This is a genomic window from Gracilibacillus massiliensis (assembly GCF_001458115.1).
Lineage (GTDB): Bacteria > Bacillota > Bacilli > Bacillales > Amphibacillaceae > Gracilibacillus > Gracilibacillus massiliensis.
Genome location: NZ_CZRP01000012.1, coordinates 498,655 through 514,179 on the forward strand (window position 1 = coordinate 498,655; position 15,525 = coordinate 514,179).

Consider the following 15,525-nt stretch of genomic DNA (forward strand, 5'->3'; position numbering starts at 1 on the left):
TATCGCATGATTGGTGACACAAGTGTATTATTTCAAATTGCAGGAATTGGGATTATTGTGGCGATGATTCATACCATATTAAAACAAATGGGAAAAGAAGAATATGCTCAATTTGTCAGTTTAGTAGGGTTTATTATTGTCTTATTGTTTGTACTAAATAGTATTTCTGATTTATTTCAACAAATAAGAGCTGTCTTTTTTCTCAAAGGATAGGTTATATGGAAATATTTGAGGTTATAAGTATTGGGATTATTGCAACGGTTTTCTTTCTTCTTTTGAAGGACAAGCAACCTAGTATTGCCTTCCTTATTGTTGTACTGACCGTATTATACTTTTTTATATTTGTCATCCAGTATGTTCAAGAGATTTTACAACTTATTACCTATTTAGGGGAAAAAGCCAATATAAATGATGTTTATATAAAAACGATCCTCCAAATTATTGGAATATCCTATATTACAGAAATAGGAGCTAATATTGTCAAAGATGCTGGACTTGAATCTATAGCTCTAAAAATCGAAATGATAGGGAAAGTGTTTATCTTAATATTAGCTATACCGATATTCAAATCGCTTGTTGAAACAATTATTAACATTTTCCCGATCTCCTAATAAGGAATGGTTTAAATGAAAGTCTTAAGAATTATTTTTTTACTTTTTCTATTTGCATTTTTGATTCCTACAGAATTGCTTGCTGAAGTGGAAAATCCAACAGACGATTATCAAAAAGTGATAGATGGAAGTGAATTAGAAGCCTATTGGGATTATCTTGGTACAGAATATCAGGAAGCATTACCTGAACTATCAAAAGAAAACCTATGGGATATGATAAAAGGAGACGGAGAATTATCTGTTCAACAGTGGGTGAAGGGTTTTTTTCGTTATTTCCTATATGAAATTGTAGAGAATGGAAAGTTACTAGCTACTTTAATGTTATTAACATTATTTTGTTTACTATTACAAACGATACAAAATGCATTTGAAAATCAAGTGGTAAGTAAAGTTGCCTATGCCATCGTTTACATGATGTTGATTATCATCGCCTTAAAAAGTTTTCAATTGGCAAGTAGTTATGTCTTGGACACCGTTGACATGGCTAAAAGTTTTTTGATCGCATTACTACCATTAATATTAGGTTTATTAGCGTCACTTGGACATCTCGTTACGATTTCGTTTTTTCATCCCATTATTATTTTTTTAATACATGTAAGTGTATTTATCATATCAAAGGTAGTAATACCACTTTTTTTAATATCAGCAATCTTACAAATTGTTAGCACGATTAGTCCTGAATATAAAGCTACTAAATTAGCAAATTTAATTAAAAATATTGCAATTAGTTTGATGGGAATTTTATTAACGGTGTTTTTAGGAGTGATTTCAGTTCAAGGGGCAGCGAGTGCCATACAGGATGGTATCGCAATGAAGACAGCTAAGTTTGTAACAGGAAATTTCATCCCTGTAATTGGAAGAATATTTACAGATGCAACAGACACGGTACTTAGTGCAACCATTTTAATTAAAAATGGTATTGGCATGATTGGGGTAGTGATCTTAATTGGGATTGTGTTGTTTCCAGCTATCAAAATTTTCACAATTTCACTTATGTATAAAGTAGCAACAGCTATATTACAACCTATTGGAGATGGGCCGGTGATTGAATGTCTTGATATTATAGGCAGACATATTTTGTATTTATTTGCTGCACTACTGTTAGTAACATTTATGTTTTTCTTTACGATCGTCATTTTAATAATATCTAGTAACATTACGATGATGGTGAGGTAGAGGGGGGATGAATCATTGAGTATTTATCGAATTGGATCTTACAAATTATTATTTATATGATTTTAGCTATGCTCGTTGATTTAATCTTGCCTAGTTCCACTTTAAAACAATATGTGAAATTAGTCGTTGGGTTATTACTTATTTTAATTATTTTGCAACCGATCTTATCTATTTTTAAAGTAGACGTTCATCAGATCGTAGACCAGATTATTCGCACGAACACGGATCCAACTATAGAAGCAAATATAGAAAATCAAATGAATCAGCAGAAAAGTGAAATAGATCAGATACAAGCTGCATATGTATTAGAAGAGATGGTTGTCCATATGCAAAATTTAGTAGAGGAGGAATTACAAGAAACCTATAGTTATCAAATTGTAGATTTAGAGGCAACTTGGACTAGTCCTCAACCATCAGAAGAACAGGAACTAGAACGTGTAGATGTCCAGCTTGCTCCGAGTGATAATCAACAACATTCAGTGGAAGAAGTTAATATTCAAATTGGTGAGACAACTCGTACAACGTCAGAAACCCACAATGATGGAACAGAAATCAAAATGTTCCTAGCTGAGGAGTGGGGCGTAGAAGAGGATATAATTCAGATTGGATGGAAGGAGGAATAAGGTGCCTGAATGGATGAGCAGAATTATGTCAAGCTTGAAAGTGAAGGACAAAAAACCTACAAAACTTCAATACATCTCAATACTTATCTTAATAGCTGTTTTCATTTTATTAGTAAGTAATTTATTCGACACAAATGAATCCGACAACCAAATAGCCAGTCCTCCTACTCTAGTGGAATCGTCTCAAGATGAATCCGATAATGAAACATGGAACCAAGTTGAAGGATCTGATGCGAGTTCTAAAATAGCAGATCTTGAAGTAGCCTATGAAAAAGATTTAGTCCAATTACTAGAAAAAATTAATGGCGTTGCTGGGGTAGAAGTGATGGTTAATTTAGATGCAACCAATGAACAAGTGTATCAAAAAAATCTTGTTATTGGTTCACAAATAACAAACGAGAATGATCAAAATGGTGGTACTCGCAAAATTGATGATGAAACAAGAGAGCAAACGGTTGTCATTATTCGTCAAGGAGAACAAGAAGTACCTTTATTAATCCAAACGAAAAAACCTAAAGTAAGAGGGGTACTAATTGTTGCCAATGGTGTGGATAACTTAGAAGTAAAAAAATGGGTAATCGATGCCGTATCTAAGGTTTTAGATGTACCGGCACACCGCATTTCAGTTATGCCAAAAAGCACATAGTTCTAGGAGGGAAAAAGATGTTAAAAAAACAAACTGTTTGGTTATTAACGATGTTAAGCTTAATGATTGTACTAAGTGTGTATTATTTAAATTCGCCATCAGAAGGTGATCTAGCTTACTTTGATTCTGATGAACAACAGGAACAAACTACCTCGTCTACTACTGTTGATCCACTTGAGGAAGAAGCTACATCTGAAAATGAAGAAATTGAGGGAATGGATAATGTTGAAGATCTCAATACCTCATCCATTAATACAGATGAATATTTTGCTGCTGTCCGGATGGAAATAACGAATCAAAGAAGCATGGAGAAAGAAAGATTAGAAGGTATTTTCGCATCGAGTGAAAGTAGCTCAGATGAAAAAACAGAAGCATACGAAGCGATGAAAGAAATAGAGAATCTAAACAAGAAAGAAACGATCTTAGAAGACACTATTAAATCATTGAATGGGTATGAGGAAGTTTTAGTAAGAAATGTTTCTGATAATAATGTTGTGGTAACTGTTCAAACAGATTCTTTGTCTGTAACAGAGGCCAATGAAATTATCCAAACAGCGAAAGACGAATTTGGAGAAATAGATATCGAGGTCGTATATCAATCAAGCTAACAGAACCAATGCTGGCAGTAACCAACTGTCAGCATTTTTGGTTTTTAAAGTAAATCACATGTTACAATATATTAAAGTTAAACTAGACTTCGAAGTAACTGCCAAAGGATTATTGTCAAAAGTATTGAGATGAGTGCTAATCCAACGCTACGGAAAAACACTCCCTTTCCGGGGGCACGGCTGAAGCTAACTTGGTAAAGAAAATCACTTTACCAAGTGGATCTTCAGCTCGTGCTGTTCCCCCAGGAGTGTCGCATTTTTCCTCCGCTTTGTTAGATATCTGTTCAAAAACGATGAAATATGCTGTGAGATCAATATTCTTGCAGTTACTTTATTTGTAGAACCTTACTAAAGCGTAGTCTATTTACGAAGACTCCAGCGGGAACAGCGCGAGCTGAAGATCCCGCAGGAAAAGCGTTCTATGCTTTTCTGAGGAAGCTGAAGCCGTGCCCGCGGAAAGCGAAGTAAATGGACGGAGCTTTTGCTTAAAACTCATCATACTTTCAAAAATGTCACTACTTCGCAGATTGTGTCTTCTATGCTTTTTATACGAGAGGTTTCTTAGGAAATTGTTATATTGATGTAAAGAAAGGTTGCAGTTTTTTTGTGTATTGCGTAAAATGTTAGAAGGAGTTATTAGTACCTGTTATTAAATGTAACAAAAGATGAAGGGGTGCAGAAATGCTAACAGTAGAAGAAATCAATCAATTAATTGAAAAATTAGATCAATCATCTATTGATGAATTTTCCTATGAAGAAAAGGGAGCAAAAATTAAACTAAAGAAAAATTCGGGTATCACATCCACCACAGTTGCACCACAACCAGTTAAACAAGAAGTTTCTCAACCAACAGTGGAAGCAACACCAAAGCAAGAACCCGTAAAAGAAGTAGAAACAAAAGCAGAAGTAGAAGAACCTGCTAACTATGACCACGAAATAGTATCCCCAATGGTAGGGACTTTTTATAGTTCGCCATCTCCAGATAAACCAATATATGTTCAAACTGGAGATCAAGTTGGAGAAGATTCCATTGTCTGTATAGTAGAGGCAATGAAATTATTTAACGAAATTGAAGCAGATGTTAAAGGAACAGTAACAGAGGTATTAGTGGAGAATGGTGAATTAGTAGAATACGGACAACCATTATTCCGAATTAAGAAGGCATAAGGGGATGACATTGTGATTAAGAAGCTGTTAATTGCTAACCGTGGAGAAATAGCTGTTAGAATTATTCGCTCAGCTAAAGAGATGGGCATCGAAACGGTAGCAGTCTATTCAGAAGCAGATAGTGAAGCATTACACGTTCAACTAGCAGATGAAGCTTATTGTATTGGTCCAAAATTAAGTACGGATAGTTATTTGAATTTTACAAACATCATGAGCGTAGCAACCTTAACAGAAACCGATGCGATTCATCCGGGGTATGGATTTCTATCCGAAAATGCAGATTTTGCAGAGATATGTGATGCGTGCAATATTACATTTGTTGGACCGAGTGCCTATGCTATTCAAAAAATGGGTACAAAAGATGTAGCTAGAGAAACAATGAAAGAAGCAGGTGTGCCAGTAGTACCTGGTTCAAACGGTATTATTAAAGATGAAAAAGATGGTTTAGAGGTAGCCAAAGAAATTGGTTTCCCTGTCATCATTAAAGCTACTGCAGGTGGTGGTGGCAAAGGAATACGTGTTGCCAGAACAGAAGAAGAATTAGTAAAAGGGATTCGAGTTACACAAAACGAAGCAGAAAAAGCTTTTGGTAATCCTGGCGTATATTTAGAGAAATTTATTGAAGATTTTAGACATGTAGAAATACAAATTTTAGCAGACAATCATGGCAATGCAATCCACCTTGGTGAGCGTGATTGTACGGTACAAAGAAGACTTCAAAAATTAATCGAGGAAACACCGTCGCCAGCAATTGATGAAAAGATGAGAGCAACTATGGGTGATGCTGCAGTAAAAGCAGCAAAAGCCGTCAATTACTCTGGGGCAGGGACGATCGAATTTATATTTGATCAGAAAGAAAATAAATTTTATTTTATGGAAATGAACACACGAATTCAAGTAGAACATCCTGTCACAGAAATGGTAACAGGTGTCGATTTAATAAAAGAACAAATTAATATTGCAAATGATGAAGTTTTAAAATATAAGCAAGAAGATATAACTTTTGAAGGATGGGCAATGGAATGTCGTATAAATGCAGAAAATCCTGAAAAAGACTTCATGCCTTCAGCGGGAAAAATTGAGATGTACTTGCCACCTGGTGGACTTGGAGTGAGAGTAGATTCAGCTGCATATCCAGGTTATCAAATACCTCCATATTATGACTCCATGATCGCTAAATTAATCACATATGGAAAAACTAGAAAAGAAGCAGTAGATCGTATGAAACGCGCGTTGGATGAATTTGTAGTGGAAGGTGTCCATACAACAATCCCATTCCATCGAAAGATGATGGTTAATCCAGTGTTTGTAGATGGAAATTTTAATACAAGATTTTTAGAGAAGTATAGTATAATGGATAATGAGTAAGATTATTAATTAGCGAAGGAGGTTCATCATGGCTGAAAACCAATTACTGAATGTAGGTGAATATACTCCATTAGGCAAAGTAGAAATTGCCCCAGAAGTTTTAGAAGTTATTGCTGGGATTGCAACAACAGAAATACCTGGTGTCTCAAGTATGAGAGGTAATTTTGCAACAGGTGTTGCAGAACGTTTGGGTAAGAAAGCACACGGAAAAGGTATAAAGGTAGAATTAAGTAATGATACAGTTCTGATTGACGTTTTTATTGTAGTTGATTATGGACATTCAGTTCCTAACATAGCTGAAAAAATCCAATTAAATGTAAGACAAGCAATTGAAAATATGACAGCAATAGACATTAAGGAAATTAATGTACATGTAGTTGGCGTCCATATGGAACATTCAACCGAAGAAAAATCAGAAAAGTAGAAGAATTCAACTGAATGGTAGTGAAAGAGTCCTGCAGTAGTAAAACTGTATGGACTTTTTCCTTTTTACTGCCTGTATTTTATCACGGTGTAATCGTCCGTAAAACCCACACTACAAGAATCGAGCGACAGCAAAGAAGCTAAGTGGGGGATAAACGGACGCTAACTTCCTGATAAGTTTCGCTAACAATCAGTGGGAGTTTAAAACTCCCACTGATTGAAGTCTCACTTTATATTTTTTTCGCGGAATTATAGGATTTAATGGCAATACATGAAAGAACATGGTATCATTTGTAGATGAAGAAAATGACCGTGATAAGGAGTAGAACAACTCAATGAAAAGAAGAGCTGCGCGTGAGAAAGCATTACAAATTTTATTCTCTTTAGATATAGAAGAATATGATCTTGAAACGACGTTAGAAAACACATTAGATGGTGAAGACAGAGATTCCTTTCTGTTAAGCATTGTTAATGGAGTTATTGAAAACCAGAAAGAAATTGATGAAAAAATTGTGAACCACTTAGAAAAATGGTCAATAACAAGACTTGCATTTGTCGAAAAGACGTTACTAAGAATGGCAACTTATGAGTTGTTTTATTTAAAAGATGCACCAGAAAGTGTCGTTATAAATGAAGTGATAGAAATAGCTCATATTTTTGGTGATGAAAAATCAGGGAAGTTTATCAATGGTGTATTATCTAAAATGATAAAATAAGGAGGAAATATTGTGACTGCAGAAGTTATTTATGGAAGCGAGTTAGCAAAAAAATTACGAGCTGATATGAAAGAAGAAGCATCTCTACTACGCAATAAGGGTATCATACCCGGATTAGCTGTTGTATTAATTGGTGATGATCCGGCATCTAAATCCTATGTAAAAGGAAAGCAAAAGGCATCTGATTATGTTGGAGTTGATTCAGAATTAATTGAATTACCAGATACTACTACACAAGAAGAATTATTAGTATTAATTGATGAACTTAACAACAAAGAAACGGTACATGGAATTTTAGTACAATTACCGCTACCTGACCATATAGATGAGCAAATTGTGATCGAAGCAATTTCGCCAGAGAAAGATGTAGATGGTTTTCATCCGATTAGTATAGGTCGAATGATGACTGGAAAAGATACCTTCTTTCCTTGTACACCCTATGGAATTATTCAAATGATGAAGTCTAAAAATATCTCACTTGAAGGAAAACATGCCGTTATCATTGGAAGAAGTAATATTGTCGGAAAACCTGTCGGACAATTATTATTAGCTGAAAATGCGACCGTAACCTACTGTCATTCAAGAACAAAGAATATGGAAAAATACATAGAATCAGCAGATATTTTAATCGTTGCAGTTGGTAAAGCACATTTTATAAATGGTGATCACATTAAAGACGGAGCTATAGTGATCGATGTTGGTGTCAACCGCATTGAAGATGGCTCCTTAACCGGTGATGTTGATTTTGATTCTGCTAAAGAAAAAGCAAGTTATATTACACCGGTACCTAAAGGTGTAGGTCCCATGACAATTACGATGCTAATGCATAACACAATTAAATCCGCCAAAAAAAAGAACGGCTTAGCCTAAAAACGGCTACTTATTTGTGACTTGGTATAAAGCATGAAAAGAGATTGGGCCAGAAGTATTTTGTAATTAAAAAATCCAAACGATTCGAATAAACTTCGATCGTTTGGATTTTCATGCATATTAGGAAAATACAACTCAATAATCTGATGTGTTTTTGTAAGCCAAAGTGGCAATTTTGAAATATTTTATATACTAAATATCCGCTCCGGCTGCCCACTTCCCTTTCCGTGGGGTTTTACCTTCAGCTAACTTTTTCAAGCAAAGAGCGCTAGAAAAAGTGGATCTTCAGGTAAAACATTCCCACAGGAGTGTAAGTGGGCGGCCTGCGCTAATATAATAATTCTACAACTATTGTGCCAGCTAACATTTTGAGTTGTTACTCCAATCAACATATTTTTTACATGAAAGTAATGTCATAATGCAACCTCATGCTAGCGTTGTAGAATATCAAATTAGCGTAGGCGTCCGCTTCTACTCCTGCGGGATATTTTTTTCCGAAGATCCACTTTGGTGAGCGGTTTTTGCTTACCAAAGTTAGCTGAGGAGAAAAACCCGTGGAAAGGGAAGCGGACAAGCCGAAGCGATTGCTAAGCACAAACATCATGTCAAAATTATTACATCATTTATTGCACAGCATCCTGATATTGCGCAACAAGTCATATTTCATCGCTTCTGTTTAAAGTTAAGAAGAATATTTGCGTCTAGTTTCTTTTCTATAGAAATTTTATGCTAAGCAATTGTATAATAGTGAATAGGAACATGCTTTGAAGGGATGATTTTGTGGAAGAACGATATTTATCAGTTACAGCGTTAACAAAATATATAAAAAAGAAGTTTGATGTTGATCAACACCTCAATCATATTTGGCTGAAAGGAGAAATCTCGAATTTCAAACATCATTCAAGAGGTCATATGTATATGACGATAAAAGATGATAATGCGAGCATTCGAGCCGTGATGTTCCAAAGACAAAATCATTCACTCCCATTTACACCGGAAAATGGTATGAAAATTTTATTAACAGGTCATGTCAGTGTCTTCGAAGTTCAAGGTCAATATCAATTATACATACAAGACATGCAACCAGATGGTATTGGTGCATTACATCTAGCCTTTGAGCAATTAAAAGAAAAGCTAATTAAAGAAGGTTTATTTGATCAGGAACATAAAAAAACCTTACCTAAATACCCAAAACAGATCGCTGTATTGACATCACCAACAGGGGCAGCTATTCGTGACATTTTAACTACTCTTGAAAGACGATATCCAATTGCTGACATTCTAATCATTCCGGTGTTTGTACAAGGAAAACAAGCCACAAAATCGATCGTTGAGGGAATTGTTAGAGCAAATCAATTTTCGGAAATTGATCTCATTATAGTTGGTCGTGGTGGTGGTTCACTTGAAGAACTTTGGTGTTTTAATGAGGAGGAAGTGGCTAGAGCTATCTTTCAATCAGACCTTCCTGTTATATCCGCTGTTGGTCATGAAACGGACATCACAATAAGTGACATGGTGGCAGATGTGAGAGCGCCCACTCCAACAGCCGCTGCAGAGTTAGCTGTCCCATCAAAATTGGACCTATTAGAAAAAGTTCACAATCTTGATCAATTTTTATATAAGTACATGGTACATAAAATAGAAAAATATGAAGAGAGACTTTCATCTATTGAAAAATCATACGTTTTTAAGTATCCAGAGCGATTAGTAGAGGACAAGGAACAGCGCTTAGATCGAGCACTTGATCAAGTAACCAAACAAATGAATTATTTCATCACTAATAAAACGGTGAACTATCGTAACCTTGAAAAACGTTTTTCCTATGTTTTGACAACGACACACATAGAAGAGAAGGAAGAAAAAGTTTTACAACTAATGAAAAGGTTGAATAGGGCTAGCAGACAACAGATAGATAATAAGAAGAATGAATTCAGTAAAAAATTAGCACAATTGGACCTTTTAAATCCTACGAGAATTATGAGTAGGGGCTATTCGATTACATATACAAAGGACAAGCAGATAATTAGAAGTGTGGAAGATGTTCAAAAAAATGATGCTATTGTTGTCAGATTAAGTGATGGGGATGCTGAATGTACGATAGATCAGATCAGAAAGGAAGATCAAAATGAGCGAAAAGAATAGAGAATTATCGTTTGAAGAAGCATTGGAGCAATTGGAAAGCATCGTAAATAAAATGGAAGAAGGTGAAGTTCCTTTAGAGAAAGCAATGGAATATTATGCAGAAGGTTCTAAACTGTCAAAGATCTGTCATGAAAAATTAACGAAAGCCGACAAGCAAATGAAAGAAATTCTTAAAGATGATAATAAACGAGAGAGCTTTGAGATACAGGAGGAAAATTAAGTGGATCATTCGTTACAAGCTTTTCTAAAAGAAGAACAAGACGATTTAAATCATGCACTTATAAGTTACATTGATACATTAGATATTCCTAAGCAATTAAATGATTCTGTATTGTATTCCATACATGCCGGTGGTAAGCGTTTAAGACCGTTATTAATGAAATTAACCTGTATCGGTCTTGGGGGAAATGAACAACGAATATATCCCGCTGCTGTAGCGTTAGAAATGATACATACGTATTCTCTTATTCACGATGATTTACCTGCAATGGATGATGACGTCTATCGGCGGGGTCAATTAACCAATCATAAAAAATTTGATGAAGCAACAGCTATTTTAGCTGGTGATGGTTTATTAACCAATAGTTTTCATTCTATTAGCACTTCTGATTTATATTCGGCTGAAGAGAAAGTAGAAATTATTACGAAGTTAGCTTTAGCTAGTGGTTTAGAAGGAATGGTAGCAGGACAATTACTGGATATGGAAGCGGAAAATGAACAAATATCCATTGAAGAGTTAGAAAATATACATCACTTAAAAACAGGAAGATTAATTTCATTTGCTGTTGAAATTGGGGGTTATTTGGCAGGGGTTTCTACTGAAAAAATGAAAGTGCTAAAACGTTTTGGTGATTATCTCGGAATTATATTCCAAATTCAAGATGATATCTTGGATGTCGAGGGTGATCAAGAAGTAATTGGAAAAAAGGTCGGAAGTGATATTGAAAATGATAAAAGTACATATCCGCATTTACTAGGGTTAGAAGGTGCCAAAACATACAAGAATAATTATGTGAAAGAAGCAATGAAATGTTTAGAGCAAGTAGGGTTAAAGGGAACAAAATTAGAAGAAATAACACAGTACTTAAGTGATAGAAATCAGTAAATATTGAGAAAAAGTAAAATTCATGTTATATTAAGAATAAGTAAATGGGATGGTGCAGTATTCTAGTCAATCCTCCGTTTCTGAAGGCGGGCCTAAAAATCCGCCAAAGGGCACATCGATGAAGTTCCTTGTGTTGGCTTGAGGCGCCCAGCCTTGGGTCGATGCTGGGAGTTAAGGTTGAAGGGCGATCCACAAAGGCATGTGGGCGTAGACCCTTCTTCCGCGGAGGCCCATCTCTGTATTCAATGCTTAGCCAAGGATTGAGTATGGAATGGGGTATGAACCTACGCAATAAGGATGGGGAATTCTTATTCGTAGCGTAGCCTGCCTTGAGTGGTACGAAGGGGATTATAGGTAACAGAGTGTTCGAACATGATGGCCACTTGCTTGAACATGTTTTTCTATATGAAATTCGTACTGCAAAAGAGGCTAGGAAACGGTCAAGGGTTGTTGAGGAAATCTCCTAGACTGTTCCATGTGACATTTAAAAGGGATTATAGTGTGGACTAAGTGGTAATCCAGTCTAGCGATGGGTGACTGCGCTAAGTCGGGTTTAAAGGGGAACCGCCAGAATGGCAACATTCGGTATCTGACTGGGAAAACCTACTGGACCTAAGCCGCAGTTTTTACCTTTTAAATGACCATTCCATTCATAATACATAACGTTATATTTGCTAACGAGGGTTAATAATGAATAAAAAACAATTACAAAAGTCGATAAAATTTAGTATTAGCATTGCCGTTATCACGTTTGTGTTAGCGGCTATTTTTTCCGTGGTGTCTTCCTCGATATTAAGTGGTGTAATGTCGATCATTGGTTTAGTGATCGTGTTTATCATTGTTTTTATTGGCGTATTTTTCGATATGCTAGGTATTGCAGCTACTGCAGCAGATGAAGTTCCTTTTCATGCAATGGCAGCAGAGAAGGTAAGCGGTTCCAGACAGGCTATCTTAATCGTTAGAAACGCTGATCGCTTTGCGAGTTTTTGTAATGATGTTATTGGAGATATTTCTGGTATAATAAGTGGTACAGCATCGGCAATTGTTGTATTGCAAATAGCAAACGGTTTTGGTTATGGTGATGGAACAACTTTTCATATCACGGTTTCGGTTATTTTAACTAGCTTAGTAGCAGCATTAACTGTTGGTGGAAAAGCGTTAGGTAAGTTTTTAGCCATTAACGGATCAACAAGAATAATTTTTATTGTAGGGAAAATAATTGCATTTTTAGAAGAAAAACTTAAAATAAGAGTATTATCGAATAAATAAATTGAATCTTGAATAATGAGTAGGGAGGATTCCTTCATGGATCTAACCAAGATGAAAAATCCGCAATTTCTTAAAGAATTAAATACAGAAGAATTAGAAGTTTTAGCAGCAGAAATCCGCCAATTTTTAATTGAAAAATTATCAGTTACTGGTGGTCATTTAGGTGCTAACTTAGGTGTGGTAGAGCTCACCTTGGCTTTGCACAAACAGTTTAACAGTCCAGAGGATAAGTTGATTTTTGATGTCGGGCATCAATCTTATATTCATAAGATGTTAACCGGTCGCACCGATCAATTTGATACACTTAGAAAATATAAAGGACTTTGCGGATTTCCAAAGATGAATGAAAGTGAACATGATGTCTGGGAAACTGGGCACAGTTCTACATCTCTATCCGCAGCCATGGGTATGGCGATTGCACGTGACATGAAAAATGAAAAACATGCAGTTGTACCAATTATAGGTGATGGCGCGCTTACTGGTGGTATGGCATTAGAAGCGTTAAATCATATCGGTCATGAAAAAAAGAATTTAACGGTGATCTTGAATGATAATGAAATGTCGATTGCTGGAAATGTAGGTGCTTTGCACAATGCACTGGGAAGAATGAGAAGTGCAGGTAAGTATAATCGAGTCAAAGATGAACTTGAACTTTTATTAAAACGGATTCCGGCTGTTGGAGGTAAAATTGCGCAAACTGCTGAACGAGTAAAAGATAGCATGAAGTATTTTATGGTACCTGGTATGTTGTTTGAAGAATTCGGTTTTACCTACTTTGGACCAGTAGATGGACATGATTTTAAAGATCTGGAAGAAAATATAGCCTATGCGAAGAAAACAGATGGACCTGTTTTGGTTCACGTTATTACTCAAAAAGGAAAAGGGTACATGCCAGCTGAATCAGATAAAAAAGATAAATGGCACGGAGTAGGCCCTTATAAAATTGACTCGGGTGAAAAAATTAAACCAGCCAATGCGGCACCAGCATGGAGCCAAGTTGTTAGTGATACACTGGAAAAAGTAGCAGAAAAAGATAATCGATTAGCTGTTATTACTCCTGCTATGATCCTAGGATCGAAATTGGACAAGTTCCAAGAAAGATATCCGGATCGATTATTTGACGTAGGGATTGCGGAACAACACGCTACTACATTATCTGCGGGACTTGCAACACAAGGAATGAAGCCCTTTTTAGCTATTTATTCCACTTTTTTGCAACGAGCATATGATCAGCTTGTACATGATGTTTGTCGACAAAACTTAAATGTAGCGTTTGGTATAGATCGCGCTGGATTGGTTGGAGCAGATGGCGAAACACATCAAGGTGTATTTGACATTGCCTTTTTACGACATTTGCCTAACATGGTGGTTATGATGCCAAAAGACGAGAATGAATGTCAGCATATGGTTAATACTGCTATTGAATATAATAATGGACCAATTGCAGTAAGGTTTCCTCGAGGTAATGGACTAGGAGTAGCAATGGATCAAAATTTATCAACTATTCCAATTGGCTCGTGGGATGTATTACAAAAAGGTACAGATGCTGTCATTTTAACCTTTGGTACTACGATAGAAATGTCCCTTGCAGCGAGTGCCGTATTAGCCAAGCAAGGCATTCATGTCGAAGTAATCAATGCCCGTTTCATAAAACCTTTAGACGAAGATATCTTACATGAAAGAATGCAGCATGATATCCCGATTTTAACGGTAGAAGAAGCAGTACTTAAAGGTGGATTTGGTAGTGCTATCTTAGAATTTGCCGAAGAACATAATTATCATTCTCCGATCAGACGAATGGGCATTCCTGACCGTTATATTGAACATGGAGATGTTGATCAATTATTAGAAGAAATTCATTTAACAAAAGAGCAGATTATGATTGAAATAAATGGATTATTAACTGGTGGCAATGAGAAACAAAAAAGGGCATGATAGATGATGGTAAAAAAGATAAGATTAGATCAATTAATTTATGACCGTGGCTTAAGCGAGTCACGGGAAAAAGCGAAGAGAACAATAATGGCGGGACTGGTGTTTTCTAATGGTCAACGATTAGATAAACCAGGAACAAAAGTAGATCAAGACATAACGATTGATATAAAAGGGAAGGCTATTCCTTATGTCGGACGAGGTGGACTTAAATTAGAAAAAGCCATCGATTACTTCAACTTAGATTTGAACGAAAAGGTCATGGTTGATGTAGGTTCATCTACTGGTGGTTTTACTGATTGCGCGTTACAAAATGGTATAAAGATGAGTTATGCAATCGATGTAGGATACAATCAATTAGCTTGGAAATTACGTAATGATCCAAGAGTTATTGTAATGGAAAGAACAAATTTCCGATATGTAACGCCGGATGCATTAACTAAGGATGTACCTAATTTTGCAAGCGTAGATGTATCCTTTATATCATTAAAATTGATATTGTCACCATTGTTTGAATTGTTAGATCAAAACAGTCAAGCAGTTATATTGATAAAACCACAATTTGAAGCAGGTAAAGATCAGGTGGGCAAAAAAGGGATTGTGAGAGACCCTCAAGTCCATTTTGACGTATTGCAACGAATTTTAACATTCGCAAAAACGATCGGCTTTAAAATCAACGGTCTAACCTATTCACCGATTACAGGTGGGGATGGTAATATCGAATATTTAGCACTTCTAAGTAAAACAAACCATGACATTGAGGAAGAAAACGTTGAAGACTTAGCTAAAACGGTGGTAGATAATTCACACAAAGAATTAGATCATTAATAAGATTGGACTACCATTTATCAGTAGTCCATTTTGTTATG

At 35.8% G+C, this 15,525-nt stretch carries 17 protein-coding genes; all 17 read left to right on the forward strand.

Annotation, left to right across the window (positions count from 1 at the left end):
- Nucleotides 1-6: 6 nt before the first annotated feature.
- Entirely contained in the window at nucleotides 7-213 is a 207-nt protein-coding gene (spoIIIAC, locus tag BN3107_RS09985) for a stage III sporulation protein AC (RefSeq protein ID WP_018934528.1), read from the forward strand.
- A 5-nt stretch (nucleotides 214-218) separates the two neighbouring features.
- Complete coding sequence (spoIIIAD, locus tag BN3107_RS09990) at nucleotides 219-611, forward strand: stage III sporulation protein AD (protein ID WP_058307479.1); 393 nt, start codon at nucleotides 219-221, stop codon at nucleotides 609-611.
- A gap of 15 nt (nucleotides 612-626) precedes the next feature.
- Complete coding sequence (spoIIIAE, locus tag BN3107_RS09995; protein WP_058307480.1) at nucleotides 627-1,787, forward strand: stage III sporulation protein AE; 1,161 nt, start codon at nucleotides 627-629, stop codon at nucleotides 1,785-1,787.
- A 14-nt stretch (nucleotides 1,788-1,801) separates the two neighbouring features.
- On the forward strand, nucleotides 1,802-2,410 hold the full coding sequence (gene spoIIIAF, locus BN3107_RS10000) for a stage III sporulation protein AF (RefSeq protein ID WP_262359955.1): 609 nt from the start codon (nucleotides 1,802-1,804) through the stop codon (nucleotides 2,408-2,410).
- 1 nt (nucleotide 2,411) lies between these two features.
- Entirely contained in the window at nucleotides 2,412-3,056 is a 645-nt protein-coding gene (gene spoIIIAG / locus BN3107_RS10005) for a stage III sporulation protein AG (protein WP_058307482.1), read from the forward strand.
- A gap of 17 nt (nucleotides 3,057-3,073) precedes the next feature.
- Nucleotides 3,074-3,664, forward strand: coding sequence for a SpoIIIAH-like family protein (locus BN3107_RS10010; protein ID WP_058307483.1), 591 nt, complete (start codon nucleotides 3,074-3,076; stop codon nucleotides 3,662-3,664).
- Nucleotides 3,665-4,345: 681 nt separating this feature from the next.
- On the forward strand, nucleotides 4,346-4,831 hold the full coding sequence (gene accB / locus BN3107_RS10015; protein ID WP_058307484.1) for an acetyl-CoA carboxylase biotin carboxyl carrier protein: 486 nt from the start codon (nucleotides 4,346-4,348) through the stop codon (nucleotides 4,829-4,831).
- 12 nt (nucleotides 4,832-4,843) lie between these two features.
- Nucleotides 4,844-6,199, forward strand: coding sequence for an acetyl-CoA carboxylase biotin carboxylase subunit (gene accC, locus BN3107_RS10020; protein ID WP_058307485.1), 1,356 nt, complete (start codon nucleotides 4,844-4,846; stop codon nucleotides 6,197-6,199).
- Nucleotides 6,200-6,227: 28 nt separating this feature from the next.
- Nucleotides 6,228-6,623 (forward strand): Asp23/Gls24 family envelope stress response protein, encoded by a 396-nt coding sequence (locus tag BN3107_RS10025; protein ID WP_058307486.1) that lies wholly within the window; start codon nucleotides 6,228-6,230, stop codon nucleotides 6,621-6,623.
- A 334-nt stretch (nucleotides 6,624-6,957) separates the two neighbouring features.
- Nucleotides 6,958-7,338: a transcription antitermination factor NusB gene (gene nusB, locus BN3107_RS10030; protein WP_058307487.1), complete on the forward strand. Its 381-nt coding sequence runs from the start codon at nucleotides 6,958-6,960 to the stop codon at nucleotides 7,336-7,338.
- A gap of 12 nt (nucleotides 7,339-7,350) precedes the next feature.
- Nucleotides 7,351-8,208, forward strand: coding sequence for a bifunctional methylenetetrahydrofolate dehydrogenase/methenyltetrahydrofolate cyclohydrolase FolD (gene folD, locus BN3107_RS10035; protein WP_058307488.1), 858 nt, complete (start codon nucleotides 7,351-7,353; stop codon nucleotides 8,206-8,208).
- A 780-nt stretch (nucleotides 8,209-8,988) separates the two neighbouring features.
- The gene (gene xseA / locus BN3107_RS10040) at nucleotides 8,989-10,350 is read left to right on the forward strand and encodes an exodeoxyribonuclease VII large subunit (RefSeq protein WP_058307489.1); all 1,362 of its coding nucleotides are present in this window, start codon (nucleotides 8,989-8,991) and stop codon (nucleotides 10,348-10,350) included.
- Complete coding sequence (gene xseB, locus BN3107_RS10045; protein ID WP_058307490.1) at nucleotides 10,334-10,570, forward strand: exodeoxyribonuclease VII small subunit; 237 nt, start codon at nucleotides 10,334-10,336, stop codon at nucleotides 10,568-10,570. The genes xseA and xseB overlap by 17 nt, the downstream gene beginning before the upstream one ends.
- Complete coding sequence (locus BN3107_RS10050) at nucleotides 10,571-11,455, forward strand: polyprenyl synthetase family protein (RefSeq protein WP_058307491.1); 885 nt, start codon at nucleotides 10,571-10,573, stop codon at nucleotides 11,453-11,455.
- Between the two features lie 690 nt (nucleotides 11,456-12,145).
- The gene (locus BN3107_RS10055) at nucleotides 12,146-12,724 is read left to right on the forward strand and encodes a hypothetical protein (RefSeq protein WP_058307492.1); all 579 of its coding nucleotides are present in this window, start codon (nucleotides 12,146-12,148) and stop codon (nucleotides 12,722-12,724) included.
- A 36-nt stretch (nucleotides 12,725-12,760) separates the two neighbouring features.
- Nucleotides 12,761-14,659, forward strand: coding sequence for a 1-deoxy-D-xylulose-5-phosphate synthase (gene dxs / locus BN3107_RS10060; protein WP_058307493.1), 1,899 nt, complete (start codon nucleotides 12,761-12,763; stop codon nucleotides 14,657-14,659).
- Between the two features lie 3 nt (nucleotides 14,660-14,662).
- On the forward strand, nucleotides 14,663-15,484 hold the full coding sequence (locus BN3107_RS10065; protein ID WP_058307494.1) for a TlyA family RNA methyltransferase: 822 nt from the start codon (nucleotides 14,663-14,665) through the stop codon (nucleotides 15,482-15,484).
- Nucleotides 15,485-15,525 lie beyond the last annotated feature (41 nt).